This is a genomic window from Sphingorhabdus lacus, assembly GCF_009768975.1.
Lineage (GTDB): Bacteria > Pseudomonadota > Alphaproteobacteria > Sphingomonadales > Sphingomonadaceae > Sphingorhabdus_B > Sphingorhabdus_B lacus.
The window spans coordinates 1,372,909-1,399,017 of record NZ_CP035733.1 but is presented as its reverse complement, the minus strand read 5'-3'; the positions used below and the strand labels follow the sequence as shown (position 1 = coordinate 1,399,017).

17 protein-coding genes are annotated in these 26,109 nt (G+C 56.8%); 9 read left to right on the top strand and 8 right to left on the bottom strand.

Annotation, left to right across the window (positions count from 1 at the left end; genetic code table 11):
* Positions 1-12 precede the first annotated feature (12 nt).
* The 4 genes from EUU25_RS06550 to EUU25_RS06535 form a co-directional block, all read right to left on the bottom strand.
* Complete coding sequence (locus EUU25_RS06550) at positions 13-1,641, bottom strand: alpha-amylase family glycosyl hydrolase (RefSeq protein WP_246162944.1); 1,629 nt, start codon at positions 1,639-1,641, stop codon at positions 13-15.
* Complete coding sequence (locus tag EUU25_RS06545) at positions 1,638-3,440, bottom strand: alpha-amylase family glycosyl hydrolase (protein WP_158899404.1); 1,803 nt, start codon at positions 3,438-3,440, stop codon at positions 1,638-1,640. Before EUU25_RS06545 ends, EUU25_RS06550 begins: the two co-directional genes overlap by 4 nt.
* Positions 3,437-4,960, bottom strand: a complete 1,524-nt coding sequence (locus EUU25_RS06540) for a tryptophan halogenase family protein (RefSeq protein WP_158899402.1) — start codon at positions 4,958-4,960, stop codon at positions 3,437-3,439. Before EUU25_RS06540 ends, EUU25_RS06545 begins: the two co-directional genes overlap by 4 nt.
* Before the next feature lie 74 nt (positions 4,961-5,034).
* Positions 5,035-7,758 carry a TonB-dependent receptor gene (locus tag EUU25_RS06535; protein WP_158899401.1) on the bottom strand — a complete coding sequence of 908 codons (2,724 nt, stop codon included), beginning with the start codon at positions 7,756-7,758 and terminating at the stop codon, positions 5,035-5,037.
* A 272-nt stretch (positions 7,759-8,030) separates the two neighbouring features.
* Between EUU25_RS06535 and EUU25_RS06530 the strand changes: the two genes are divergently transcribed.
* Positions 8,031-9,056: a LacI family DNA-binding transcriptional regulator gene (locus tag EUU25_RS06530; RefSeq protein ID WP_158899399.1), complete on the top strand. Its 1,026-nt coding sequence runs from the start codon at positions 8,031-8,033 to the stop codon at positions 9,054-9,056.
* 112 nt (positions 9,057-9,168) lie between these two features.
* Positions 9,169-10,656 carry an MFS transporter gene (locus EUU25_RS06525; RefSeq protein WP_158899397.1) on the top strand — a complete coding sequence of 496 codons (1,488 nt, stop codon included), beginning with the start codon at positions 9,169-9,171 and terminating at the stop codon, positions 10,654-10,656.
* Here the strand turns inward: EUU25_RS06525 and EUU25_RS06520 are convergent.
* Both EUU25_RS06520 and EUU25_RS06515 read right to left on the bottom strand, forming a co-directional pair.
* The gene (locus EUU25_RS06520) at positions 10,648-13,752 is read right to left on the bottom strand and encodes an efflux RND transporter permease subunit (protein ID WP_158899395.1); all 3,105 of its coding nucleotides are present in this window, start codon (positions 13,750-13,752) and stop codon (positions 10,648-10,650) included. The genes EUU25_RS06525 and EUU25_RS06520 overlap by 9 nt on opposite strands.
* A gap of 6 nt (positions 13,753-13,758) precedes the next feature.
* Complete coding sequence (locus tag EUU25_RS06515) at positions 13,759-14,811, bottom strand: efflux RND transporter periplasmic adaptor subunit (RefSeq protein WP_187351298.1); 1,053 nt, start codon at positions 14,809-14,811, stop codon at positions 13,759-13,761.
* A gap of 166 nt (positions 14,812-14,977) precedes the next feature.
* On the opposite strand from EUU25_RS06515, the gene EUU25_RS06510 reads away from it, so the two are divergent.
* From EUU25_RS06510 to EUU25_RS06480, 7 genes are read left to right on the top strand one after another with little or no spacing between them, the layout of a single operon-like run.
* Complete coding sequence (locus EUU25_RS06510; RefSeq protein ID WP_158903183.1) at positions 14,978-16,132, top strand: acyl-CoA dehydrogenase family protein; 1,155 nt, start codon at positions 14,978-14,980, stop codon at positions 16,130-16,132.
* 3 nt (positions 16,133-16,135) lie between these two features.
* Positions 16,136-17,338, top strand: a complete 1,203-nt coding sequence (locus tag EUU25_RS06505; protein WP_158899393.1) for a CoA transferase — start codon at positions 16,136-16,138, stop codon at positions 17,336-17,338.
* Positions 17,335-18,546 carry an acetyl-CoA C-acetyltransferase gene (locus tag EUU25_RS06500; RefSeq protein WP_158899391.1) on the top strand — a complete coding sequence of 404 codons (1,212 nt, stop codon included), beginning with the start codon at positions 17,335-17,337 and terminating at the stop codon, positions 18,544-18,546. Before EUU25_RS06505 ends, EUU25_RS06500 begins: the two co-directional genes overlap by 4 nt.
* Complete coding sequence (locus EUU25_RS06495; RefSeq protein ID WP_158899389.1) at positions 18,543-20,135, top strand: acyl-CoA dehydrogenase family protein; 1,593 nt, start codon at positions 18,543-18,545, stop codon at positions 20,133-20,135. The genes EUU25_RS06500 and EUU25_RS06495 overlap by 4 nt, the downstream gene beginning before the upstream one ends.
* Positions 20,135-20,992, top strand: coding sequence for an HTD2 family dehydratase (locus EUU25_RS06490; RefSeq protein WP_158899387.1), 858 nt, complete (start codon positions 20,135-20,137; stop codon positions 20,990-20,992). The genes EUU25_RS06495 and EUU25_RS06490 overlap by 1 nt, the downstream gene beginning before the upstream one ends.
* 1 nt (position 20,993) lies before the next feature.
* Positions 20,994-22,151 carry an acyl-CoA dehydrogenase family protein gene (locus EUU25_RS06485; RefSeq protein ID WP_158899372.1) on the top strand — a complete coding sequence of 386 codons (1,158 nt, stop codon included), beginning with the start codon at positions 20,994-20,996 and terminating at the stop codon, positions 22,149-22,151.
* A gap of 18 nt (positions 22,152-22,169) precedes the next feature.
* Positions 22,170-23,336 carry an acyl-CoA dehydrogenase family protein gene (locus tag EUU25_RS06480; protein WP_158899369.1) on the top strand — a complete coding sequence of 389 codons (1,167 nt, stop codon included), beginning with the start codon at positions 22,170-22,172 and terminating at the stop codon, positions 23,334-23,336.
* Between the two features lie 31 nt (positions 23,337-23,367).
* On the opposite strand, the gene EUU25_RS06475 is transcribed toward EUU25_RS06480, so the two are convergent.
* Together EUU25_RS06475 and EUU25_RS06470 are read right to left on the bottom strand one after the other, a co-directional pair.
* Entirely contained in the window at positions 23,368-24,633 is a 1,266-nt protein-coding gene (locus EUU25_RS06475; RefSeq protein WP_222848832.1) for a lipopolysaccharide biosynthesis protein, read from the bottom strand.
* Between the two features lie 10 nt (positions 24,634-24,643).
* Positions 24,644-26,074 carry a hypothetical protein gene (locus EUU25_RS06470; protein WP_158899365.1) on the bottom strand — a complete coding sequence of 477 codons (1,431 nt, stop codon included), beginning with the start codon at positions 26,072-26,074 and terminating at the stop codon, positions 24,644-24,646.
* Positions 26,075-26,109 lie beyond the last annotated feature (35 nt).

The following is a 26,109-nucleotide window of genomic DNA, read 5'->3' as shown; positions in this document are numbered from 1 at the left end:
TCCTCTTCGCTATCATGCTATTTTTTCTAAGATTTGTGCGCCGTAGGGCGGTAAAGATTCAGGGCGCGCATCATTGACGGATTTGACCACACGCCACCTATCGGGTTGCGCCGGTTGCCAAGCGATTGTGTCGTTGCCCATATTGAATGCGCAGATCAGATGCTGGTTGTCGCTAATTCGTTCGAAGATCAGCAGATTTGACTGCGCCTCGATAATGTTAAGGCTGCCCACAAGCATCGCTTCGTTCGCGTTGCGAAATGCAACAAGCTTGCGGGTGAGGTTCAACATCGAATCCGGATCGGCTTCGGCACGATCCACGGCGAGATCGCGATGGTCGGCGCCCAAGGGAAGCCAAGGCTCCCCCTTGCTAAACCCGCATTGTGTGTCGGCTGCCACCCATGGCATGGGTGTGCGCGTTCCGTCCCGGCTTAGTGTGAGGGGCCAGTTGGCGATGGCTTCAGGATCCTGAAGTTTCTCGAACGGTATATCGACTTGCGTCAACGCCAGTTCTTCACCCTGCCAAATGATGACATTTCCGCGCAGCGACACAAAAAGCATCATAACCATAGCGGCATAGGATTGCTGCGCATCGGCCGGTGCCCAACGGCTGATCCATCTTGGGGCATCATGGTTTGAAAAGGCCCAACTGGGCCAGCCAATATTTGCGTCGTCGGGCCAAGCCTCCAGCGCCTCACGCACCAATGCGGGGGTCAAATTTTCGGCGTAGAGAAAGTTAAAGCCGTATGCGCTGTTGAAATGGTTGTCGCCGGCAGTGAAAGCTTTCATTTCACGGTCGGGATCAGGCCCGCCGACCTCGGCCACCGTGAAGCGGTCGGGATATTGGTCTAACAGCTTACGGATCCGGCCGATAAATGCCGGGATGTCGGGATGCGACTGATTGTGGACTTTCAATTGGAAATCGAACGGACGGGTGCGCACGCCATTTCCTGCCGGGGCAGGGGGGTTATCCTTCAGTTCAGGATCATGCATCGCAAAGTTGATGGCATCTACCCGGAAACCGTCGACGCCGCGATCCATCCAGAATTTCGCGACTGCCAACAATGCTTCTTGCACCTCTGGATTGTGCACATTCATCTGTGGCTGGTTGCTGAGGAAATTGTGCATATAATATTGCCCGCGTCGTGCATCCCATGTCCACGCGGGGCCGCCAAAAACCGATTGCCAGTTGTTCGGTGGCGTACCGTCTGGATTTGCATCTGCCCAGACATACCAGTCCGCCTTGGCATTGGTCCTGTTAGACCGGCTTTCGGCAAACCAGGCGTGCAGATCTGACGTGTGCGAATAGACCTGATCAATCAGAATTTTGAGGCCAAGATCATGCGCCTTTGTGATCAGGGCATCAAAATCCGCGAGCGTGCCGAATATGGGGTCGACGCCGCAATAGTCGGCGACGTCATAGCCGAAGTCCTTCATCGGTGACGTAAAGAAGGGCGATAGCCAAACTGCGTCTACGCCAAGCGATGCGATATAATCGAGCTTGCCCGTGATGCCGGGCAGATCGCCAATGCCATCGCCGTTGGAATCGGCAAAGCTGCGGGGATAGACCTGATAAATGGTCGCACCGCGCCACCAGGGGTGATCAGATTGGGTCATATGCAATAATTTCGGTATTTCAGTCATTTGACGGCGCATATCATATAGTCAAGAGGGGCAAGTTCAATGGCAACCGAACCCGGCGCGCGTGGTGCGGTCGGGCAATTACCGTGTAACGAAGAAAACACTGTGCTTTTGGGGTCAAGCTCGACATTGGCCAAGAGTTGCGCCGTCGATGTGTTGATGACCGTTAGCACCTCCTCGCCACTCGCCTTGTCGATGCGGCTAAAGGCAAACAGGCCCGGGCGTTCGGCATAGTTACGGACAACCGTATCGCCGCGACGAAGGGCAGGGCTGCCCGTACGGATTTTGGCCAGCTTGGCGATTGTAGTATACAATGGATGCTGCTCGTTGAAATTCGGCTGGGCTGTCGTGTTAGTCGTGCCGAGCAACTTATCTTCATTATAGGTCGCAGTCTTTGACGCGAACAGCGGCTGGCGCGAATCCTGATCGCCGCCCTTGCCGACAAAACCTTGTTCGTCGCCCGAGTAAACGGTGGGCACGCCGCGCATCGTAAACATGAGCGCATGGCCAAGGATGACCCGTTTCAGCAGCTCGGCATCATCGGCTTGAGGATTTAGTCTCTTCACAAACATTGCGAAGCGTCCGGCATCATGGTTGCCGATAAAGGTCGGCAAGCGTCGCGCAGTTCCACTTCCGCCTTCGTACAGAACGTCGTCCTCGATCAGCCGGTTTAGCTTTTCGGTTGCGGCGTTTCCGCCGACTGTGTCGACAGTGGCGCGACCGAATGCGAAATCAAGGATTGCGGGCAGCTTCGCTTCACGCGTGAAGCGGGCAAGCAAGGCTGTATCCTGGTCGCCGGTCGCAACTTCGCCAAAGATATGGAAATTGGGGATGCCCTTGGCTGCGGCACGTTCGAGCATGGCAGGCGAAAACTTCGCCCAGAATTCCGGATTTACATGCTTCGCGGTATCGATGCGGAAACCGTCGATTCCGTAATTGTCGATCCACGCACCGTAGATGTCAATGAACCCGTCGACCACCTTCGGATTTTCGGTGTAGAGATCATCGAGCCCGACAAAATCGCCCATCGTCGAATTCTCGCCGGTAAAGGTCGTGTCGCCGCGATTATGGTAATAGCGGATATCGTTGAGCCATGCGGGAACCTTGATGTTCTTTTCCGCCTCCGGGACGACCGGCGTGTAAGCAAAATTCATGTTGATTAGTTTGGCGAAATTCTCCGCCGTTTTGACGCTGTCTCCGGCAAAACCGTCGTTGATGGGCGCACCGTCCGATGCGCTGCGGGAATAGGGATAGTCTGCGCGGCTGCGATAGCTGCAAGCAGAGGTCGGGCATTCTTTATACTGGATGACATCCGCGCTGTGGTTGGCGATGATGTCCATATAGACCTTCATTCCGCGATTGTGCGCGGCATCGACGAAAGCCTTGAATTCAGCATTTGTGCCGAAATGTGGGTCTACGCTGGTGAAATCGGTCACCCAATAGCCGTGATAGCCAGCACTTTCCTGACCAGCGCCACCCTGCACGGGCTTGTTTTTGAAAACCGGCGCAAACCAGATCGCGGTTACACCCATCGACTGGATGTAATCGAGCCGCTTGATGAGGCCTGCAAGATCGCCACCTTGGTAAAAGCCTTTCGAACTCGGGTCGAAACCATGCTTCATACGGTCGCCCTTAATACCGCCGGTATCGTTTTTGGGATCTCCATTTTCAAATCGGTCTGGAAGGACGAAGTAGATGACCTCGTCCTCGGGCAAGCGGTCCCGGAAGCTTTGCGCCGCCAATGGCACGGGGCAGGCAGATGCGAGCAAATAAGCTGCGAAACATAAGGCCTTTGTCTTCATGGCAGGGCTTTCTTCATTTCGAGGGGAGGGGCCGCACATTGCGCGGTGATGTAATCCTGATGGGGTGCCATCTGGTTGGCAACAAAGGCAGCATGCTTGTGCGCCACGTTCAAAAACTCATCCAATTGTGCAGGTGTCAGCTGATCGGCGAGGGGGTGATAGCCTCTGGGCCGTAAGCCTTGTCCCCACATGACCTGCAACCAGCCCAGTTCGGTGAACAGTTCGTCATTGTGGCGGACAATCCGGCCATTGGCCTGGAACAGCTCCATTTTGGCAGCGAGGCTTTCGGGCACGTCCATCTCGCGGCAATGCTTCCAAAAAGCGCCGTCGCGGTTGTTGGCTTTGTAATGCAAAATGATGAAGTCGCGGATTGAATGGAATTCAAAATCCATCTGCGCGTTAAAGGCATCAATATCGGCTTGGTCCGGGTGATCCGACGGGAAGAAGTTCAACAGCTTTGCAATAGCGGCTTGGATCAAGTGAATGCTGGTCGATTCCAGTGGCTCGAGGAAGCCGCTCGCCAAGCCAAGCGCGACGCAGTTTTTCTTCCAGATCTGCTTCCGCTTGCCGGTCACAAAACGCAACTGTCGAGGTTCCCCGAACGGCGCGCCATCTAGGTTTTGCATCAATATGTCGGTCGCTTGGGCGTCGCTGATAAAGTCGCTGCAATAGACATGGCCGTTCCCCGTGCGATGCTGCAACGGTATACGCCATTGCCAGCCCGCCTCGCGCGCGGTGGACCGTGTGTAGGGGGTGAGCGGAGTTACCGATGCGCAGGGCACTGCCAATGCGCGGTTGCACGGTAGATATTCGGACCAATCCTCATAGCCGCTGTTCAAAGCTTCCTCAATCAACAGGCCGCGAAATCCAGAACAGTCGATGAAGAGATCGCCGGATATCTTCGCGCCCGACGCCAGGGTAACCGCGTCAATATGGCCGTTTTGGCAATTGAGTTCCGTACCGACGATCTTCCCTTCGGTCCGCACAACGCCGCGCGCTTCGGAATAGCGCCGCAGAAAACCGGCGTAGAGGCCGGCGTCAAAATGATAGGCATGGGCAACGCCGCTCGGCAAAGCGCCGGGCTTTTCCTGGGGCGGGGTGAAGCGGTTTTGCGCGGCTGCAAGCGCGGTCGGCGCATAATCCCATAACGATGAGGACCCGCCTTGCTGGTGGTGCCGCAACCAATAGTGGTGAAAGGGCACGAGGCCCAAGGGCCTTCCGACTGCGCCGAATGCATGGATATAGCGGTGTCCGGGGTCATGCCAGTCGACGAACTCGATACCGAGCTTGAATGAGCCTTGTGTGGCCCGGACAAATTCCTTTTCGTCGATACCCAGACTTTGATTGAACAACTGGATAGCGGGGATGGTCGCCTCACCAACGCCGACGGTGCCGATTTCGTCAGACTCGATGACATGTATGGAGTAGCCCGGACCCAAAAAGCGGGCAAAGGCCGCCGCGGCCATCCAGCCTGCAGTCCCTCCACCCACGATGACGATCTGTTTCAGAGCGCTCTCCATGCTCTCAACTCATAAAAAAGGCCCCCGCCACGTCAGGTTGCATCCTTACGCGGCGGGGGCCCATGATTAGCTCATCAGAACTTGTAGGTGAACCCGGCCAAGAAGCGGCGGCCATAAATCTGATAATCAATTACCTGATTGCGGCTGGCGCCGACCGAAGCGAAGCGCTCATCCGTCAAATTCTGGCCCTGCAAGTAGAGCGATAGACCTTGAAGCGCGCTTCCTTCCTGGAAGTCGTATCCGATTTGTCCGTCGACAATCATTTCAGCCAGAGCCGTACGACGCGTTGGCGAACCACCGAAGCCGGTGAAGTCACCTAGGAATGTGGAACGGTAACGTACCGAGCCGCGTGCGTTGAAGCCCCATTTTTCGAAATAGGCGGTGCCGTTGGCAACCCATTTCGAATAGCCAGGGATCTGGTCGACATTGCCCTGGGCATCCTTGACCTTGGTCTTGGTATAGCCAACGCCGCCAGTGATACCAAAGCCATCAAGTGCCGAGCTGAAGTTGCTGAACGGCAAGGTTACAGCCAATTCACCACCATAAAGCTTGCCACCACCCGTATTGAACGACGATTCCAGGCGTCCAATAAGTGTTGCAGGTGGCAAGCCGGTTGGCAGCGGATAGCCTGCAAAATCAAACGGGAAACGTGTCCGGTCGATGTAGCTCTTCACATCCTTGTGGAACAACTGGAGCGAAATCACGCCCGATTGACCGAAATATTTTTCAAAGTTCAGGTCGAACGCATTGGCGCGATAAGGACGAAGTTGCGGGTTGCCGCCATTGCCGTCGATGAACGGGGCCAAACCGGTTGGGCTGTCGGCTGCGTTGTTGTTGATGCCGTAGGATACGGCAACGCGCAGGTCATCGAGACGGGGACGCTGAATCTGGCGCGACGCGGCGAAGCGGATAACGAAGTCGCTGTCAAAACGCATTGACAGGTTCAGGCTGGGAAGGACATCCCAATAGCTCGCTCCTGCACGAACCGAACGCGCTACACCGCCCGCAAACACCGTACCCGACGATTCTTGGTCGGTATGGATGGCTTGGACACCGATGTTACCGGTCAACGTTCCATTGCCCAGTTCCTGTTCAATGTCGGCCTGCAGATAAGCGGTCATCAAATCTTCGGTGACGCGGAATGCCTTCGCTGGAATATCCGGCGAGAGGTTACGTTCAAGAACCAATGTGCCGTCTGCAATCAGGTCGCGTGCGTCATAGCTGACGATCGGACCAAGGCCCAGATAACCGAGATTGGTCGGACGCAGAAGGGCGTTGGTCGGGATCGCCAATTCAAGTGCCCCACCACGCAAACGAACGAGGAATTCGTCCGGCGTCAGGCTTTTGCCACGGTCGGTGTAGTTCATGCCGAACTTGATTGCGGAGAAAAAGCCTTCGACTTCCTTTTCAACGCCGACACGATACTGCTTCAATTCGTCTTCCACGATACGGTTGTTGTAATAACCGGCTTGGGGAACAACGCCGCCGCCCCAGCCCAATGGGTCGGTCAAGCGGATGAGTGCAGGGTTGCTGTAATCGAGCGTAGGATCGAAAACGGTGCCCGAAGGACCGGAAACAAAACCGATGGTGTCGGTTGCGCCAAGAGCCTGGCCAAAACCGGTGCCCGAATAGGCCTCAATGCTCAATTCGTTCCGGTCCGTCTTGGAATAACCAAGGTCGATGAACGCTTTCCAGCCGTCTTCGCCGTCATATTCGGCGTTGTAGCCGAACGAATAGAGGTTGGCTTTCCGTTGGAAGATGTCGTTACGAACAACACCCTGAACATTGTTGAAAGTGCCAGCGGTCACAAAACCATTGCTGACCGTTGCGGTCGCAGGATTGAAGGTCGTGCCAAAGGCGCCGAAGCCTAAAGGCAGTTCGATGCCGCGTTTCGACTGGTCGTCTTCAAAATTGGAATAGAAGCCATCCAAGGTCATACGCACCGTGTCCGATGCCTGATATTGCAAGGTGCCGTTAAGGCCGAGGCGCTTCAACTGGGTCGATGTTACATAGGATTTGGAACCACCGATGACGGCAGGCGATGCGGCGGTGCCTGCACCGGCGTAACCCCAGGCGTTGAATTCCTGCAGTTGATAGGGCTCATCCACATAAGAAGCCGACAGCGCGATGCCGATGGTGTCGTCTGCGAATTGATCAATGAAGGTTGCGTTGGCACGATAGCCATATTTTTTCGAACCGGCGTTCAGCGCGCCGAGGTCGGCGTAGGTTCCACGGGCACCAACAGCAAGAACCGACTTGCCATAATCCAGCGGACGCACGGTGCGGATGTCGATGGTGCCAACAAGGCCCTGACCGACAAGCGAAGCGGTTGGCGATTTGAAGACGACAACCTGGCTGACGATTTCCGAAGGATATTGGTCGAATTCGACCGCACGGTTGTCACCGGTCGAAGTTTGTTCGCGACCATTCAGCAGCGTTTGCGAAAAGTCGGGGCCAAAGCCGCGGATCGAGATGTTGTTCGAGCGGCCGTTCAAACGCTGCGATGTAACGCCGGGAAGGCGGGCAATCGATTCACCAATCGACGCATCCGGCAGCTTGCCGATATCTTCTGCCGAAACCGACTCAACGATCTGGTCGTTATTCTTCTTTTCGTTGACGGCGTTTTCAAGCGAAGCGCGGAAGCCGGATACGACGATCGCATCTTCCTCATCTTCCGCAGGTGCGGCATCTTGTGCGAAGGCAGGTGCAGCAAAGGCTGCAACAAGCGCAGTGCCGAGCGCAAAGCGGCTTGCACTATGCGCAAATTGGCGCGCAGAATTAAACTGGAACTTGGCCATGATTCACTCCCCTAAAAGGCCCCATCCAATTTCACGGACAGTAACCGGCTACGTTGAAGCATCCAGACGCAGGCTCGCTTGGATGCATGTATGACCATGACAAAATGCGCCTGACGCGGCGGAATGACCAGAAATCCACATACGTATTCAGAATATGCATTGGCGACTGTTGCCCATCTGCAACATATTTCGAAAAGCGGACGGGCCGCCATTGCTTCGACCCTGCCGTAAGTCTAAGGCTGGGAAAGGAGTTGGAAAGGCGCTGACCGCCAATGGCAGGCAAAGCCACATCATTTGATATTGCACAGCTTGCGGGCGTTTCGCAGCCTACCGTATCGCGGGCGCTGCGCGGCAGTCCTTCGGTATCCGAACAGACGCGCAAACGTATCGAAGCCATCGCCCAACAGCTGAATTACAAGGTCGACAAGAACGCATCAAATCTGCGCCTGCAGGAAACGCGCACCTTGGCATTGTTGTTTTTCGAGGATTCAACGCCGGATGAGACAGGCATCAATCCTTTCTTCCTGTCCATGCTCGGGTCTCTCACACGCACATGTGCGCATCGGGGCTATGATCTGTTGATTTCCTTTCAGCAGCTCTCGTCCAACTGGCATGTCGATTATGAAGATAGCCGCAAGGCCGATGGGATCATCCTGCTTGGCTATGGTGATTATGAACTTTATCGGGCCAAGCTTGAGCAACTGGTTGAACAGGGAACGCATTTTGTGCGCTGGGGCTTCGCGCAGGAAGGCCAGCCGGGAACGACGATCGGGTGCGATAACTTCCGCGGCGGGATCGATGCTGCGCGCCATTTGATGCAGCATGGCCGGCGGAAGATCGCCTTTCTCGGCGATGCCAGCAGCCACTATCCCGAGTTTCAGGATCGCTATCGGGGTTCATGCGAAGCGCAGGGCGGCGAGGGCATCGTGGCCAATCCCGCGTTGCAGATCGACGCCCTGAATTCGCAGGAGGCAGGCTATGAAGCCGCCAATATCCTGATTGCGAGCGGCGAGCGGTTCGACGCCATTTTTGCCGCCAGCGATACGATCGCAATTGGTGCGATGAAAGCATTGCGCGAACATGGGATCGATATTCCGGGCGATGTGGCCATAGTCGGTTTTGATGACATTCCGGCAGCCAGCCTGACCCATCCGCCCCTGACCACTATCCAGCAGAATTACAAATTGGCGGGCGAAGTTCTGGTCGACGGCGTGTTGAAGCAAATCCGGAACGAAGCTGTGCCGACGGCCGTCCTTCCCGCAAAGCTAATCGTCCGGCAATCCTGCGGTTCGCATTAATCACTCTATTCCTTATACGTATGCGTAACCGCTGATCGGTGTCGCGGCCATTGCGGCTGCCCTGTGTTTCTGCCAGCCTAAGAACAGAATATAAGTCGGGAGAGGAGTGATCGTGGAGAAACCGCGTCAGGGATTTTGGGGTCTGTGGAACATAAGCTTCGGCTTTTTCGGTATCCAGATCGGATTTGCGCTTCAAAACGGCAATATGTCCCGCATCTTCCAGGCATTGGGAACGAGCTTGGATGACTTGCCCGCATTATGGATTGCCGCGCCGTTAACAGGCTTGCTGGTTCAGCCGTTGATTGGGCATTTCAGTGACCGGACATGGTTCGGACGACTTGGCCGCCGCCGGCCCTATTTTCTGGCTGGCGCGTTTTTGGCCGCACTCTCCCTATTCATCATGCCTCTCTCTGAAGTGCTGCTGGTCGCCGCGGTCATGCTCTGGATTCTCGATGCGTCGCTGAATGTATCGATGGAGCCGTTCCGCGCTTTTGTGGGGGATATGTTGCGCAAGGACCAGCATACGGCTGGCTATGCGGTACAAACGGCTTTCATCGGTGCGGGCGCGGTTGTCGGGTCGGTATTTCCCTATCTTCTCGATAGCTGGGGCGTCGCCAATGTCGCGCCAATCGGGCATATTCCCGACACGGTGAAATATAGTTTCTGGTTTGGCGGACTGGCTTTGTTTCTGGCGGTGCTGTGGACCGTGCTGACGACGAAAGAATATAGCCCCGCAGAAATGGAAATGTTCGACGGTCCAGCGCCGGACAGTGGTTTGACCATTCGCGCTTTGGCGTCACGTTCCTTATCGGGTGCCGCGCTCTGGATATTGGCTGGTGCGGTGGGGACTGTTCTTGTCGGCCTTTTGGGCCTTGAAAAGGAAGTCTATCTTTTAGGTGCCCTGCTTGCCGGATATGGGGTGGCCAGTTTGCTCGCAATCCGGATGGCACAATCCGGCCGTGACAATAATGTCCTGTCCCATATTGTGGGCGATTTTTCCGGAATGCCGGACATTATGAAAAAGCTCGCGCTGGCGCAGTTTTTCAGCTGGTCCGCTCTGTTTATCATGTGGATTTATACCACCCCGGTGGTTGCCCAATATATGTTCGGATCGGCGGACCCAGCCAGTGAAGCTTATGGCGACGGCAGCAACTGGGTTGGTACCTTATTTGCCGTCTACAATGGCGTCGCCGCTGTGGCGGCGCTGCTATTGTTGCCGAAGATGGCGGCTAAATTCGGCAAGGTGAAAACGCATATCATTTGCCTGGTTGCAGGGGCCGCAGGTTATCTGAGCTTTCTCTTTATTCGTGACCCTAATCTATTGATCCTATCGGAAATTGGTGTGGGTATCGCTTGGGCGTCGATCCTTGCCATGCCCTACGCAATTCTTGCATCCAGCCTGCCGCCCAGCAAAATGGGCATCTATATGGGTCTGTTCAACGTGTTTGTGGTGATCCCGCAATTGCTTGTCGCCACCGTCATGGGCAGCATATTGAAGGCTTATTTCCCCACCGAACCTATCTGGACCATGGCCTTTGCCGCCGCTGTTATGCTCTGCGCCGCATTAGCAATGCTGCGTGTGGAAGAAGTATCAGACTGATCCGTCTTCCAACGCCTTCATCTCGCTTTCAAGCTTGCGCGTAACCGCCTCGGGTGAGCCGGTATACCGGGCGAGGCGGGCGTAGATGATAGGGATAAGGATGAGGGTGATCAGCGTTGCGAGTGTTACCCCGAATACGATGACGACACCGATAGCCGAGCGGGCCGCGCCACCTGCACCACTGGCCAGGGCAAGGGGAATGGTCCCGAACACCGTTGCGATTGATGTCATCAGGATCGGGCGTAGGCGGCGCGTGGCGGCTTCCTGAACGGCCTCGACAATCTCCTTGCCTTCATCGCGTAACTGGTTGGCGAATTCGACGATCAATATCCCGTTCTTTGCGGCCAGGCCGACGAGCATCACGATCCCGATCTGGCTATAGAGATTTAGCGTCGTTCCTGTGATCGCCAAACCCACAAGACCGCCACCTACGGCCAACGGTACGGTCGTGATGATCGTCAATGGATGGACAAAGCTTTCGAATTGGGCCGCCAAAACGAGGTAAACGATCACGATCGTCAAAAGGAAAATGATGACAATTGAACCGCCGGTTTCTTTATACGCCTGACTTTCGCCGCGATATCCGATGGCGAGAATTTCCGGAGACTGGCTGGCTTCCTGTTCCAGGAAGGTCAGGGCTTCGCCCATGGTGTATCCCGGTGCAAGGCCGCCCGACAGGGTTATGGCGCGCAATTTGTTGAAGCGGCCCAGATCCTTAGCGCCTGCGGTTTCGGAATAGCGCACGAGATTGGCGAGAGAGACCAATGACCCGTCGCGCGCGCGCACCTGAATGGCCGTAAGATTTTCCGGCGATGCACGGTCCTCGGCATCAGCCTGGACAATCACGCGATATTCTTCGCCGCGGTCAACATAGGTCGATACGCGGCGCGATCCCAAGAGCGTCTGGAGCGCCTGGCTGACATCGGCGACCGATACGCCAAGATCACCCGCGCGGGTGGTGTCCACCTGGATCTCCATCTGTGGTTTGGTTTCCTTGTAATCGGAATCCAGATTGACGATGCCGGGGTTGTTGCTCGCCGCGGCCAGAAGCCGATCGCGTGCGAGGCTGAGAGATTCATAGGTTCCGCCGGCGATTACGAAATTGAGCGGCTGACCCCGGCTACGCCCGATTGAAGAGCGCGCCGCCGCATTGCCCCGAACGGCAGGCAGGTCAGCGAGGATTTTGTTGATCTGGCCGACGACGTCGTTCGTCGTTTCCGTCCGGCTTTCCCAAGGCTTTAAGAAGACAATGAATGTGCCATTGTTAAAGTCGTCGCTGGCGGAAAATCCACCGGGAGTGCGCTGGATTATCGAACGCACCGTGCCCTGTTCCAAAAGGCCGAGGACGGGTTTGGACGCATCAAGCATATAGCGGTCCATTGCCTCGAATCCGGTTCCCTCTGGCGCCGATATGTTGACGTTCAGAACGCCGACATCCTCGGCAGGTGCGAGTTCGGAATCGAGCAGCGTAAAGCAAAAGGCCCCTACAAGCAGAAATGCGCCTACGCCCAGAAGCGAAAATATAGGCTTCGCAACAACCCGCCCGACGGTGCGGTGATAGGAGTCCTCCAGCTGGGTAAATCGGGTATCGACCCACTGCGCCAGACGACCGCGCTCCTGATTGCGGAGCAGTTTGGAACATAGCATCGGCGCAAGGCTGAGCGCGACAAAGCCGGAGAAGGCGACGGCCGCGATCATCGTTCCTGCCAATTCGCGGAACAGCAATCCGGTTTGCCCAGCCAAGAACATGACAGGGACAAAGACCGCGCAGACGACAATGGTCGTTGAAATTACCGCAAAGGCGACCTGTCGCGTCCCTTGAACGGCCGCAACAAGAGGGGGCTCGCCCTTTTCTATGCGATGATAGACATTTTCCAGAACGACAATCGCATCGTCCACCACCAGACCGATCGCCAGCACCATGGCAAGAAGCGTCAAAAGATTTACCGAGAAGCCGAGCATCCACAGCACGGCAAAGGTTGCCAGCAAACAGATAGGAACTGTAACCGCCGGTATCAGGGTCGCCCGCCAGCTTCCCAAGAACAGGAAGATAACGAGCACGACCAATAGCGCGGCTTCGGCGAGTGTTTGCCACACGCCATCAATGGCGCGGCTGATGAATTGGGAGTCGTCCGAACCTACGGTGATCGTCATGCCTTCGGGCAAGGTCGTCTTGATCTCTTCGGCAAGTTTCTTGGCGCTTTCCGCAACCGCTAGCGTATTGGCCCCCGATTGCCGGACAATGCCCATGCCCAGCGCCGAATTTCCATTGAGACGAAAGGCCGAATAGGGGTTTTCCGCACCGGTTTCGACGCGGGCGACATCGCCCAAGCGGACCAGATATCCATTCTCACCACGTGCGACCACCAATTGGCGGAACTGCTCCTCGTCTCCGAATGCGCGGGTAACACGCAGAGTGATATTTTGCGATGCCGACTCCAGTCGGCCTGCAGGCAATTCGACATTCTGGCTGCGCAGGGCGTTCTCAATATCGGCTGGCGTCAGGCTGAGTGCCGCAAGTCTGTCTGGCTTCAGCCATATTCGCATCGAAGGGCGGGCTTCGCCTCCGACGAAGACACGGGCTACGCCGTCAATTGCGGAAAAACGGTCCACCAGATTACGATCGACATAATCGCTCAGTTCCAATCGGGACCAGCCGGGCTTTGATACCACGAGAAACAATATAGGCGATGCGTCCGCATCCACTTTGCGCACTTCGGGTGCCAAGACCTCTTCTGGCAGGTCGTCAAGTGCGCCGCCCACTCTGTCCCGCACATCGTTCGCAGCGCTGTCGACCAATCGGCCTGGTGCGAATTCAATGGTAATTTGTGATTGCCCGTCGCGCGAGCGGGACGTCAGCGTTTGAATGCCCTCGATGCCGGCCAGAGCGTTCTCGAGAACCTGCGTGACACGGGTTTCGACAACGGTCGCCGCTGCACCTGTGTAAGTTGTGTCCACCGACACAATCGGCGGTTCGGTATCCGGATATTCGCGCACCGGCAGGCTCATAAATCCTACGACGCCGACCAGAATCATCAACATTGCTAGAACTGCCGCAAAAACCGGGCGCCGAACGGAAATGTCGGAGATCGTCATCGGCGGTTATTTACGTCCGGATTTGCTTTGAGCGGCCGCACCGTCTGCTTTTTTCAAACGTACTTTCACGCCATCCGACAATTTCACCACACCTTCGGTGACAATCGAGTCCCCCGCTTGCAAACCGCTCAGCACTTCGACCATTTGGCCCTGCCGTGCGCCGGTGGTCACGGGGACACGCTTCGCCTTGCCATCCGAGTCTATGGTATAGACAAAACTCGCGCTGCCTTCGCGCACCAGGGATAATTCGGGGACAGCAGGGGACGTCCGCGAATTGGATTCAATCGTGACGCTCATCAACATACCGGGTTTCAGCATACCGTTCCGGTTCAGCAAAGTGGCCCGAAGAGTTGCCGTCCTCGTTTGCGCGTTCACCACTGGGTCAATCGCCTTGATCGTTCCACTGAACAGAGCATCCGGATAAGCCGCCGCTTTTGCGGTTATGGTTTGACCTGTCGCCACGCGCGAGAGCATGGTCTCGGGGATCGTGAAATCCAGCTTGATGGAACCGATATCGCTGATTGTCGCGATTTCATCTCCGGCACTTACGACGGCACCGACCGAAATACGGCGCAGGGATGCATAGCCCGAAAAGGGTGCCCTGACGACGCGGTCTCCTACGGAAGCGCCCGCCTCATTGGCTTGCGCCTTTGCGGCGGCAGCGATTGCAGTTTGGCTGTCCAAACTGGCGTTTGTGGCAAAGCCGCGGCGATGCAATTCCGCGACCCGGGCAAGTTGCTGCTCTGCTTCCCGTGCGCGGGCTTGCGCACTGGCAAGGGATGCGGTTTCCTGTCCTTGGGCGAGAACCGCCAAAGTTTGACCACTTCGAACAAATGAGCCATCGGAAAAGGCGAGTTGCGTAATTCGCTCGGTGACGGGTGCCCGCACGGACACTTGTTCATTTGCAAATGCGTTTCCGACCGCAATATAGCGATCGGCAAACGGCTGAGCAGAGACCGTGGACGTCGTGACAAGCGGCGCTGGCCGATCGCGGCGGTCTTCCGATCCACCACAAGAGGTCAACAGCAATGCAAGCAGGGGGAGAGTGCGAATAGACATGTTTTTCCGGGGAAGTTTAGCGCACCATAAGGCAATATGTTCCCAAGAACAGTGCAATCTCGATAAATTTAAATAATCAATCAGACTCAATTTTCTCCCACATCGTAGGTTGGTGTGGCTAATAGCGGTGCTGAACCATAATGCCCGCATGCGAAGGGAACGGATGATGGATGCTGATATATTCGATCAATTTATTGACCAACTGGGACGTTATGTCCGGGAACGTTTGATACCTGCGGAAAAGGACATTCTTGAATCGGACGTCATTCCGGACGCGATTGTTGATGAAATGCGGGAATTGGGTTTGTTCGGACTCACCACGCCTGAAGAATATGGCGGCGCGGCAATGACCATCGCGCAATATATCCGCACAATCCGAACCCTAAGCTACGCCGCGCCCTGCTACCGGTCGATTGTGTCGATCAACATCGGCATGGTCTGTTCGGCGTTAAAAAATGGCGGAACCGAAGAGCAAAAGGCCGAATGGCTCCCCAGACTTGCTGCAGGTGAAATTGCATCCTTCGGGTTGACCGAGCCGGGATCAGGTTCGGATTCTGCCGCGATGCAGACGAGCGCGGTCAAGTCGGGCAATGGCTGGGTGCTCAATGGAACGAAGCGCTACATCACCAATGCACCCTTTGCGAAGGTTGCGCTGATCATGGCGCGCACCAACAAAGAAGCCTTGCCTAAAAACGCGCATGTGTCGGCGTTTATCGTGCCTTTGGATACGCCGGGCATTTCGGTCGGAAGCCCGGATAAGAAAATGGGGCAGGCCGGCGCGCATATCGCCGATATCATCATGGAAGACGTCAAGCTTCCTGCAGATGCCCTTTTGGGGGGCGAAGAGGGCAGAGGCTTCGCCCTTGCCATGAAAAGCCTCGACAACGGTCGTCTGTCCGTCGGTGCGGCGGCCACGGGCTATGCCCGGCGTGCACTCGACAGCGCGCTTCGCTATGCGAATGAACGCAAGGCATTCGGCGAGCCCATCGCCAATTTCCAGCTTATCCAGCAAATGTTGGCCGACAGCGAAATTGAAATCTATGCAGCGGAATGCATGCTGGAAGACGCGGCGCGGCGTGCCGATGCGGGAGAGAATATCTTGCGAAAGGCCGCCGCCGCCAAAGTGTTCGCAACGGAAATGTGTGGGCGCGTGGTGGACAGGGTGGTCCAGATTTATGGCGGGGCAGGGTATCTGGCGGAATATGATGCTGAACGGTTCTTCCGGGATGCGCGCATTTACCGGATATATGAAGGAACAACGCAAATTCTCCAGCTTCAGATCGCCAAACATATGTTGCGGGAATGGGCAGCGCAGGCGTGACCCATGTATAATTTACTCGGCGATCTATCGGTTATCGAAGCGTCGTCCTTCGTGGCGTCGCCCACGGCAGGACTTTACTGCGCCCAGTTCGGTGCCGAGGTCATACGCGTCGACCAGATTGGCGGTGGGCCCGATTACCGGCGCTGGCCGGTGACGGATTCGAATGACTCGCTCTATTGGGAAAATCTGAACCGCGCCAAAAAATCGGTGGCACTGGACCTGTCCCGGCCGGAAGGTCGCGAATTGTTGCAGGCATTGGTGCGCGCTACCGGCCAGTTGATCACGAACTTTCCGGCCGAGGGGTTTCTGGGCCACGACATATTGGCTGCCGGCCGCCCCGATCTGGTGACGGTCCGCATCATGGGATGGGCCGACGGTGCGCCTGCGCTGGATTATACGGTGAACAACGCTGTGGGCTATCCGATGCTGACGGGCGAGGGTCCCGAGCCTGTCAATCATGTCCTGCCCGCGTGGGATTTGCTGAGCGGTGCTTATGCGGCCTTCGCCATGCTCGCCGCCATCCGGCGCCGCGAACAGACGGGCGAAGGCAGCGAAGTGCGCATCCCGCTATCCGACGTCGCGATCGGCACCGCGGCCAATCTCGGAGGAATTGCCGAAGTCCTTTATTCTGGAGCAAACCGGCCGAGGTTGGGGAATACAGTTTATGGATTGTTCGGTCGCGATTTCGTGACCAAAGATGATGTGCGGACGATGTTGGTTGTGGTGACGCACCGGCAATGGGCAAACCTGCTGTCTGCTCTGGATTTACGCGACGCCGTTGCCGCACTCGAGGCGGAGAGAGCGGTAAGTTTCGCGGCCGATGACGGACTTCGCTACATGCACCGCGACGCACTTTATCTTCTTTTTGAACGCGCGATTGGGTCCTGGGATCATACCGCGTTGGCGGCAAAGCTGGATGCTGCTGGAATAGTGCATTCTGCCTATCGCACCATGCTGGACGCTGCGCGGGACGATCGGTTGGTGACGAATAATCCCATGTTCAGCCAATTTGGCGCCAATCCATCGGGGTTCAGCTATCCGGCTGCAGGGGCGATAGGCACCATCGCGGATATGCAAAGGAGCGATCCGCGCGCAGCGCCCCGCAATGGCGAACATAGCGAAGAAATTCTATCGGCGCGCTTGGGCTTGCCTTCGGTCGAAATTGCCCGTCTCATCGATTCTGGAACTGTAGGAACCGCCACATGACATTACGCCGCGCCGCGATTGTATCACCCCTCCGGACACCCGTCGGCAAATTCGGCGGTGCGCTCGCGACGTTAAATGCGGGGGAATTGGGTGGCCTCATTCTGAAGGCATTGATTGAACGGACCGGAATTGATCCCACACGCGTCGACGATGTCGTATTTGCGCAAGGCTATGGCAGTGGTGAAGCACCGTGCATAGGGCACTGGTCATGGCTGGCCGCTGGCCTACCGATCGAGGTGCCGGGATATCAGGTCGACCGTCGCTGCGGTTCGGGGCTTCAGGCCATCGTGAATGCGGCGATGATGGTACAAACGGGCGTCAGCGATGTGGTCGTCGCCGGAGGCTGCGAAAGCATGTCGAACGTCGAACATTACACCACGGATGTTCGTAACGGCGTGCGCGCAGGCAGTCTGACATTGCATGACCGTCTGACCCGGGGCCGCCTGATGAGCCAGCCGGTCGAACGGTTCGGGGTCATAACCGGCATGATCGAGACTGCGGAAAATCTCGCGAAAGATTGGAGCATCAGCCGCGAGGCCTGCGATGCTTATGCCGCCCGTTCGCACCAGCGTGCCGCGGCGGCATGGGCAAATGGCGTCTTTGCCGACGAACTTGTACCCGTCATCGTCCCGCAGAAAAAAGGTGATCCGCTGCTTTTTGATCGGGACGAAGGCTATCGGGCCGATGCCACGGTCGAAACGATGTCCAAGCTCCGCCCGCTGGAAGGTGGTGTGGTCACGGCAGGCAATGCCAGCCAGCAAAATGATGCCGCCGCGGCCTGCTTGGTGGTTGCGGAGGATAGGCTAGAGGAATTGGGTCTTGAACCGATAGCTTGGTTCCATAGCTGGGCCGCCGCCGGTTGCGACCCAAGCCGCATGGGCTATGGCCCGGTCCCGGCGACTGAGCGTCTGTTTGCGCGTAACGGGCTTTCTTGGTCCGATATCGGCCTCATCGAACTCAACGAAGCATTCGCCCCACAGGTGCTCGCTTGCTTGAAAGGATTAGGATGGAGCGATGATGACAGCCGCCACGACATATTGAATGTAAACGGATCGGGCATCTCGCTCGGCCACCCCATCGGGGCGACGGGGGGACGTATTCTCGCCAACCTGACGCGCGAAATGCAACGCCGCGATGTGCAATATGGCCTTGAAACCATGTGCATTGGCGGAGGGCAGGGTATCGCGGCGGTTTTTGAACGCGCATGAATCTGGAGAAGAGCCTTAAAGCAGCGCAGTTCTATCGTGATGCCGCCAAATCGGCATTAGGTACACGGTTCGACACGCGTACACTCGATCAGGAACAACGCGCGGCCCATGGCTTTGCATGGGTGGCGACGAGCGTTGCGGCGTTGGAAGCGGTAGTCGACTGGCTGGAACAGAACGGTGGCGGCACCTCGCTTGACCAGCAGGTGGGGACTTTGATCTTCGCGGAAACTCTCGGGCAGCTTGCCGGCGGCTTGCCGATGGGTCAGAACGAGATATTTCGTGCCGCCGACCTGGGCGTGGGCGAAGCCGCGCGGGCACTTGCGGCAAATTCGGCAGCGCTTCTCGAAATGGATCATGTGGCAACCCGCGCCGCCGTCGCGCAGGCACTTGCCGAAGGCCACGCGCCCAGCGAGAGTTTCCAGAATGCCGAGCTCGACACAATCCGTGATCAGTATCGGCGCTTCACCGACAGCGAAATTATCCCGCACGCGCATCAATGGCATTTGGCGAATGAACTTGTTCCAGATGCCAGTGTCGCGGCCATGGCGGCGCTTGGCACCTTCGGCGTTTCCATTCCCGAAGAATTTGGCGGGCTTGGTCTGTCCAAACTGGTCATGTGCGTCATAACCGAGGAGCTTTCGCGCGGCTGGCTCGGGGCAGGGTCGCTTGGGACACGTTCCGAAATAGCGGGCGAGTTGATTGTTCTTGGCGGGACACGGGAACAGAAGTTGCAGTGGCTGCCCAGGATTGCGAGCGGGGAGGTTCTGCCAACGGCGGTGTTTACCGAGCCGGATACGGGGTCCGATCTCGGATCGCTCCAGACCCGCGCCCGTTCCATTCCGAACGAAGGGTGGTGTATCGACGGTGCCAAGACGTGGATTACCCATGCAAGCCGGTCCGACTTGATGACGATGCTTGTCCGCACGCGTCCCGAGGCCAAGGGTTATGAGGGGCTCTCCATGCTGCTTGTGCCCAAGGCACGCGGGACGGCAAACGATCTTTTCCCTACTGCGGGTATGACCGGCAGCGAGATTGAGGTTCTGGGTTATCGGGGCATGCGGGAATATGCGTTGCAATTTGACGCCATGGCAGCACCGGCGGATGCGTTGCTGGGCGGTGAAGAAGGGCAGGGATTCAAGCAGCTGATGCGCACCTTCGAAGGCGCGCGCATCCAGACCGCGGCCCGTGGCGTCGGTGTTGCCAAGCGCGCACTCGAACTCGGTCTCGACTATGCGTTGAACCGTGTGCAATTTGGAAAGCCGATCTTTCACTTCCCCCGGGTCGCGGATAAGATCGCCATGAGCCTTGCAGACTTCATCATGGCGCGCGAACTGACCTACGCCGCCGCCCGTGCCAAGGATTTGGGAAAACGCTGTGATATTGAGGCGGGGATGGCCAAGCTGCTCGCCGCGCGGGCCGCGTGGACCAATGCCGATGCCGCGCTCCAGATTCACGGCGGCAATGGCTATGCGCTGGAATATGAAATCAGCCGTGTGCTGTGCGACGCGCGCATCCTTAACATCTTTGAAGGCGCCGCAGAGATCCAGGCGCAGGTGATCGCCAAGGGCTTGGTGGGAGGACGGAGCTGATGGATGCTTGGGACGCATGGATCGGACGAAGCGAAAACCGGCAAGATCATATCGATCCCGCGCTGGTGCGGCGCTGGCTGGCGATGCTGGATATGGAGGAGCTTTCGGATGATGTTGTGCCTCAGGGTTTGCACTGGTGTTTGTGCACCCCCGAAACGGCGACAGCGGGCTTAGGCCCCGACGGCCATCCGCTTCGTGACGCCAGCCCGAACAGCTTTCTGCCCCCCGTGCCCTTACCGCGCCGGATGTGGGCATCGAGCATAGTGGAATTTCTAACGCCGCTTCATATCGGCGAACATCTTTCCCGCCGGTCGAAGATCATGTCGATTGCCGAAAAATCGGGAGGATCGGGAAGTCTTGTATTCGTCGAGGTCGAACATTTGACTGCAGGCGCCAAGGGAACCGCTATCCGGGAAGTGCAGACCATCGTCTATCGCGAAGCCGCAGCTCCCGACGCCCCGCTGACGCCGCCACCGCTCGGTGAAACAGCTTTCAATCCTGCCGACTGGACGACGCATCATATTGTTTCGCCGAACGAACCAATGCTCTTCCGTTATTCGGCCCTCACCTTCAACAGCCACCGCATCCATTATGATCTTCCATATGCAACAGATGTGGAACGCTATCGGGGGCTTGTCGTCCACGGGCCGCTCACGGCGACGTTGATGCTCGATTTGGCATCGCGGCAGTTTGGCAACAACGCACTCTCCGGCTTTGCCTTTCGTGGACTTTCGCCCGCCATATGTGGCGAATTGCTTCATCTCGTAATGCGTGAAAATGACGCGGAAATCGAGTTTGGTGCCTTTGCCGATGACGGCAGGCCGGTTATGGCTGCGAGTGCCACTAGGAAAATATGACATGACCGAAAGCACAGACATTACCGAAATTCGCCGTGCCGTGCAGGCATTGTGCGAGGATTTTCCGGGAAGCTATTGGCAAGAAAAGGACCGGGATCGCGCCTATCCCGGCGAGTTTGTCGACGCGCTGACACGCTCCGGTTTCCTGGCCGCGCTTATACCCGAAGTATTTGGCGGATCGGGTCTGACGCTGGATGCGGCCGCGGTCATCATGGAGGAAATTCAGGCGGCCGGCTGTAACGGGGCGTCGGCCCATGCGCAGATGTACATCATGAACACGCTTCTCAAATATGGAAGCGATGCGCAGAAGCGGGAGTATCTTCCCGGCATTGCCAATGGTACGATGCGGCTTCAGGCCTTTGGTGTTTCGGAACCCACCAGCGGAACAGACACGTTGAGCCTACGGACATTCGCCGTGCGCGACGGCGACAGCTATGTGATCAACGGCCAGAAAATCTGGACAAGCCGCGCCGAGCATTCCGATCTCATGCTACTTCTGGCGCGCACCACCGCGAAAGAAGACGCGGCGAGTAAAACCGAAGGGCTTTCCATCTTCCTCGTCGACATGCGCAAGGTTGTGGGGAATGGAATGACCATCAAGCCGATCCGCACTATGATGAACCACTCGACTACCGAGGTTTTCTTTGATGACATGCGGATACCGGCATCGGCGCTGATTGGTGAAGAAGGAAAAGGTTTCCGCTACATTCTGTCCGGCATGAACGCGGAACGCATTCTGATTGCCGCCGAATGTATCGGCGATGCCAAATGGTTCATCAATAAAGCGACGGATTACGCGAAGGACCGTCAGGTTTTCGGGCGTGCCATCGGCCAAAACCAGGGCGTGCAATTTCCCATAGCGCGCTGCTACGCACAAATGTGTGCAGCGGAATTGATGGTCCATCACGCGGCCAAAACCTATGACGCAGGCGGCAATCCGGGGGCCGAGGCCAATATGGCAAAAATGCTCGCGTCGGAGGCCAGTTGGGCTGCAGCCGACATGTGTGTGCAGACCTTTGGCGGTTTCGGATTTGCAGAAGAATATGATGTAGAACGCAAGTTTCGGGAGGCACGGCTTTACACCGTTGCACCCATCAGCACGAACCTCATACTCAGCTATCTGGCGGAGCATGTACTGGGCTTGCCCCGTAGCTATTGAACAAAGGATCACACGGACATGAATTTCGAACTGGCTGAAGAGCACCGGATGCTGAAAGATCTGGTTCGCAAATTTGTGGACTCGCAACTGGTCCCGCTGGAAAGCGAAGTGCTTGCCCGCGAAAGCTCCGGAAAAGGTAGCTATCTCACGAAAGAGGAGCAGGCGAAGGTGGACGCTGTGTCGCGCGAACTTGGCTTGTGGGGTCTCGACGCGCCGGAAGAAGTGGGCGGTATGAACCTGCCGATGGTGGCTATGGTGGGCGTGGGCGAAGAGTTGGGGCGCACGGCGACGCCCTATACGCTTCCGCCCGATTCCCCGAATTTGCGCATGATGATGGCCGCCGCGGATGAAAAACAACGTGAACATTATCTGGCGCCCTATGTGCGCGGTGAGACCGTCTCGGCCATTGGTATATCGGAACCTGGCGCCGGGGCCGATCCACAGTTGATGAAAACAACGGCGGTGCAGGATGGAGACGACTGGGTTATTAACGGCCGCAAAATCTGGATTACAAAGGCCGACGAAGCCGACTTCACCATATTGATGGCGGTGACCGATAAGCAGCCCAATGGTCGTAACGGCATGTCGGCATTCCTTGTGGACCGCGATACGCCTGGCTTTAACGTCTTGCGGAAAATACCGATGATAGACGGGACGGCGACCTATGAGATCGCTTTGGACGATTGCCGCGTTCCGGAATGGAAGCTCTTGGGCAAAAGGGGACAGGGCTTTTTGCCCATGCAGATCCGGCTGGGCACACGGCGTATCGAGATGGCATCATGGTCCATTGGCATGGCGCAACGTGCGCTGGATATGATGATCGAATACGCACCGCAGCGCATGACCTTTGGCAAGCCGCTGTCCTCTCGGCAAACCGTCCAGAATTGGGTTTCGGACGCCGCCACGAAAATTCATGCAATGCGGTTGATGACCTATGACTGTGCCTGGAAAATGGATGAAGGCCGCGACACGCGTCTGGAAATTTCCATGATCAAATCCTTCTGCACCGAATCTGCTTATGAAATTGTGGACCACGCGATGCAGATGTTTGGCGGCATGGGAATGACCTGCGAATTGCCGCTTTATCTAATGTCGAACAAACTGCGCACCATGCGGATCTATGACGGCCCCAGTGAAATTCATAATTGGGTCGTCGCACGGGATCTGTTGGGCACACGGGATTGAGGCTGAAATCCCGCTCGCCAGACTGCCCCGCTCACTGTGCTTCAAACATATCCGCCGTCGGTGGATGTTGATCTCTTTGCTGGCGCGATACGGCAAGCCCTAATCCAAATGACGATAGCGCGCTCATCATCAATATGCCCGCGGCAGCGCCATCGAGTTGCCAATTCGCAATGAGAGATTGCATTGCGGCTATCACAAGGATGAGGGGCGCTATACGAAGCAAAAAGGGTGTAATCGCTTTATGCTTGGCGACCAGCAACGATTCCCAATTCGCCGCGAGAAGTTCGAGGGCACCGGCGCACGCCAATATGACCATAGCGGAATGCACGAACACGAACTCGGGTCCGGCAAGCAACCGGATAGCCCATTCGCCACCCCAATAAGCCACAGGAATGGCGACTGCGCCGGTCATCAGGCAGAGCAAGGTGATCTTGTTCGACAGGACAATGGCGGCATCTTTTGTTTTCACAAATTCGGGATAAATCGCGCGCGAAAGCGCTTCCCCCAGTTGAACGAGCGCTTGCCCCAATTGCGAAGCGACCCGGTAACCGCCCGCCAGAGTAGCGCCGCCCAAGGCGCCAACCAGCAGGATCATGCACTGCTTTGAAATAACCGCCAAGGTACGCGACAGGCTCGTGCCAAGAATGAACTGCCACACATCGGGCTGCTGCTCCGGTAGCCGTTTCAAGCTGATGTCCGGCAATCCAATGGAAACATAGCGCGCGGAATATTTCCAGAACGCCGCCGCACAGGCCAATTCAGCGATGGCCCATGCCACAATAAAACCGGTCACACTTGGCGCAAAAAGGGCAGCCAGTCCTGCACCGATGGCGCGTGTCACAGGCAACACGGCATCGGCCTTTGCGGCCAGATCATAGCGTTCATAAAGCCGCAGCACACCGGTCGGAGTGGATCGTATAGCTACAATCGTAGCTGCACATAATCCAAAGGTCGGCCAGAATAGAGTGTCCGGTAGAGGCAACCAGTAACTGGCAAGCGCGGTTAAGCCCAATGCGAGAAACACGCCGACGAATATACTGGAAATATCAAGCGCAAGTGCAAAACCTGTGGCGGTTCGGGCCGCTGCCGATTCAACGCCCCAGCGGACAACGGCCTGCCATCCGTTGAAGCTGACGAAACCGGCCAACGCCTGCGCCAGCACTACAATCAATGTGAAATAACCGAAATTCTCCAGTCCCAATGTCCTGGTCGTCAACGCAAGGTAGACAAGACTGAGCAGGGCATTGATGCCACGGCTTGCGAGCAGCCATCCCAAGTTTCGGAATATGGTTTCCACGAAATACTGTTCAGGCAACCACAGGTCGGGCTGCTGCCTCCAGGACATCGGCGATCCGGGTTATGTCATTTTGAAGTCGCTGGTGTAGTTTTTCCGACGACAAATCCGATAACTCGACAATGAGCGGCATCGACAAGCTTATCCGCAAAGTCCCCGCCCATTCGCCGTTCGGGAATTTCCGGCATTTCACCGGCTGTCCCAGTCGTAGCCCGCGCGCGGAAAGGACACGGCACCAACGTTGTGCAGTCGCAAAATCGGGCTGCCCCTGACATTTGGAAAGGTCGAGTGTGGCTAAAGTGGACTGATGCAATGCCGGACCTGACAGGGCAGGCATGACCAGTTCTGCCCCAAGCCTGTCTGACAGTGCGCGCACAGCTTTGCCAAATGCGTCAATCACTTCGTTCCGGCATTCCTGTGGCAACAAACGATATCTTTCCAGTTCGAATAGCGCTGCTTCGACGCGCAAAAGCAAACCGGGATTGGCGCCATCGGGCAATTGGGCCGCGCTTTGCCAGCCAACTGGCCATTCGGCGCGGCGGAATAATGTAGTGAGGCCTTTTGCCAACTCGCGGCGCGGGGCTTGGTGGGGTGGGACGAGCAAGAAGCCAGAGAAGGGAGGGCCACCGATAAATTTCGAGCCCGAAAGCATCACCATGGCGCCCCGGTCCAGATAAGCCTGAACCGCCGAAGGCTCGAGCCGAGACTGACACGCATCGACAACAATGGAGATGGAGTCACCAAATTGGGCCCGTAAGCGGTCAATCTCGGCGAGATCGGGAAGGATGAGGCCCGTCTTGGATCCGTGTACCGCATGCACGAGCAGATGGTGACCCATCTGGATATGGTCTTCACCAATGCGGTTCAAGCGCTCCATTATGGCGGCGCTGTCAAAAGGATGGCCTTCTTCATCCCGGATGGGGAGGTTGACCAAATCTGTTTCTTCAAGCCCCTCGACATAGGTCCCCTTGGCAACATGGGGTTCCAAAGCCGTCTCGCCGGCGAAAAATTGTCCGGCCGCTGCAAACACACAGCCGCTACCCACTTCATCCTGTCCGAGCAGAATGTTCACGATATGCTTTCCTGACCATGCCTTTGCCAGTGCAAGTGCCACAAATTCTAAGTCCGTTCCGGACGGAGCGAAAATGACATCGACAGCCTCGTCAAGGTCCCATGCCTGGCGCAGCCTGCTACGCTGCATTTCCAATGTCTGCGCATAATAGGCAGGATCGGAAAGCGCACCTGCAGGCGCCTGCGACACGAAGCTTTCCAAATGTCCGAAAGCCGCCAGCGAAATATCGTTCGCCGTTGACGATGCATACCCCAAGGTGGCGCGGGGGTAGGGCGATGCGCCGTAACGGTTGGTGTTTTGCCCGCTCGGCACCAATATGCGGTTGTCGCCACCGGAGGTGAGCATCAACGATAGAAAGGGTTCGCTGTTCATTCGGGCGCTTCCATTGAAGTTTCGCACCAAAGCTA

What these genes read in the sequence shown, in the direction of transcription:
- EUU25_RS06550 (WP_246162944.1), bottom strand. Translation starts at nt 1,641, where the DNA reads ATGACTGAAATACCGAAATTATTGCATATGACCCAATCTGATCACCCC.
- EUU25_RS06545 (WP_158899404.1), bottom strand. Translation starts at nt 3,440, where the DNA reads ATGAAGACAAAGGCCTTATGTTTCGCAGCTTATTTGCTCGCATCTGCC.
- EUU25_RS06540 (WP_158899402.1), bottom strand. Translation starts at nt 4,960, where the DNA reads ATGGAGAGCGCTCTGAAACAGATCGTCATCGTGGGTGGAGGGACTGCA.
- EUU25_RS06535 (WP_158899401.1), bottom strand. Translation starts at nt 7,758, where the DNA reads ATGGCCAAGTTCCAGTTTAATTCTGCGCGCCAATTTGCGCATAGTGCA.
- EUU25_RS06530 (WP_158899399.1), top strand. Translation starts at nt 8,031, where the DNA reads ATGGCAGGCAAAGCCACATCATTTGATATTGCACAGCTTGCGGGCGTT.
- EUU25_RS06520 (WP_158899395.1), bottom strand. Translation starts at nt 13,752, where the DNA reads ATGACGATCTCCGACATTTCCGTTCGGCGCCCGGTTTTTGCGGCAGTT.
- EUU25_RS06515 (WP_187351298.1), bottom strand. Translation starts at nt 14,811, where the DNA reads ATGTCTATTCGCACTCTCCCCCTGCTTGCATTGCTGTTGACCTCTTGT.
- EUU25_RS06510 (WP_158903183.1), top strand. Translation starts at nt 14,978, where the DNA reads ATGGATGCTGATATATTCGATCAATTTATTGACCAACTGGGACGTTAT.
- EUU25_RS06505 (WP_158899393.1), top strand. Translation starts at nt 16,136, where the DNA reads ATGTATAATTTACTCGGCGATCTATCGGTTATCGAAGCGTCGTCCTTC.
- EUU25_RS06500 (WP_158899391.1), top strand. Translation starts at nt 17,335, where the DNA reads ATGACATTACGCCGCGCCGCGATTGTATCACCCCTCCGGACACCCGTC.
- EUU25_RS06495 (WP_158899389.1), top strand. Translation starts at nt 18,543, where the DNA reads ATGAATCTGGAGAAGAGCCTTAAAGCAGCGCAGTTCTATCGTGATGCC.
- EUU25_RS06490 (WP_158899387.1), top strand. Translation starts at nt 20,135, where the DNA reads ATGGATGCTTGGGACGCATGGATCGGACGAAGCGAAAACCGGCAAGAT.
- EUU25_RS06485 (WP_158899372.1), top strand. Translation starts at nt 20,994, where the DNA reads ATGACCGAAAGCACAGACATTACCGAAATTCGCCGTGCCGTGCAGGCA.
- EUU25_RS06480 (WP_158899369.1), top strand. Translation starts at nt 22,170, where the DNA reads ATGAATTTCGAACTGGCTGAAGAGCACCGGATGCTGAAAGATCTGGTT.
- EUU25_RS06470 (WP_158899365.1), bottom strand. Translation starts at nt 26,074, where the DNA reads ATGAACAGCGAACCCTTTCTATCGTTGATGCTCACCTCCGGTGGCGAC.